The following is a 540-nucleotide window of genomic DNA, read 5'->3' as shown; positions in this document are numbered from 1 at the left end:
AAAAATATGCCATTAATCGAAAGATTAATTGGTATCTACTTTAGTATTCTCATCATTATTTGATGAATTAACTTCTGGCGAAGTTAACAGCTGTCACTAACAAAGACCCGTTTGGGTTGTATGGTTAAGTGACTAAGCGTACACGGTGGATGCCTTGGCAGTTGGAGGCGATGAAGGACGTATTAACTTGCGATAAGCCTAGTCAAGCTAGTAAAAAGCGCTTGAGACTAGGATTTCCGAATGGGGAAACCCACCTGCTTGCAGGTATCTTGCACTGAATACATAGGTGTAAGAGGCGAACGCGGAGAACTGAAACATCTAAGTACCCGTAGGAACAGAAATCAACCGAGATTCCGGAAGTAGCGGCGAGCGAAACCGGACCAGCCCTTAAGCTTATTATGTGTTAGTGGAACATTCTGGAAAGTTTGACGATACAGGGTGATAGTCCCGTACACGAAAATGCATCTTAAGTGAAATCGAGTAGGTCGGAGCACGTGAAACTTTGACTGAATATAGGTGGACCATCATCTAAGGCTAAAT

Annotated in this window: 1 rRNA gene; it reads left to right on the top strand. The window is 43.1% G+C overall.

The annotated features are described in order from the left end of the window. Positions 1-122: 122 nt before the first annotated feature. A 23S ribosomal RNA gene (locus AOG26_RS20375) occupies positions 123-540 on the top strand; the annotation flags it as partial.

Source organism: Pseudoalteromonas sp. UCD-33C, from assembly GCF_001306895.1.
Lineage (GTDB): Bacteria > Pseudomonadota > Gammaproteobacteria > Enterobacterales > Alteromonadaceae > Pseudoalteromonas.
The sequence above is the reverse complement of the archived record's forward strand: the minus strand, read 5'-3'. Positions and strand labels throughout refer to the sequence as shown.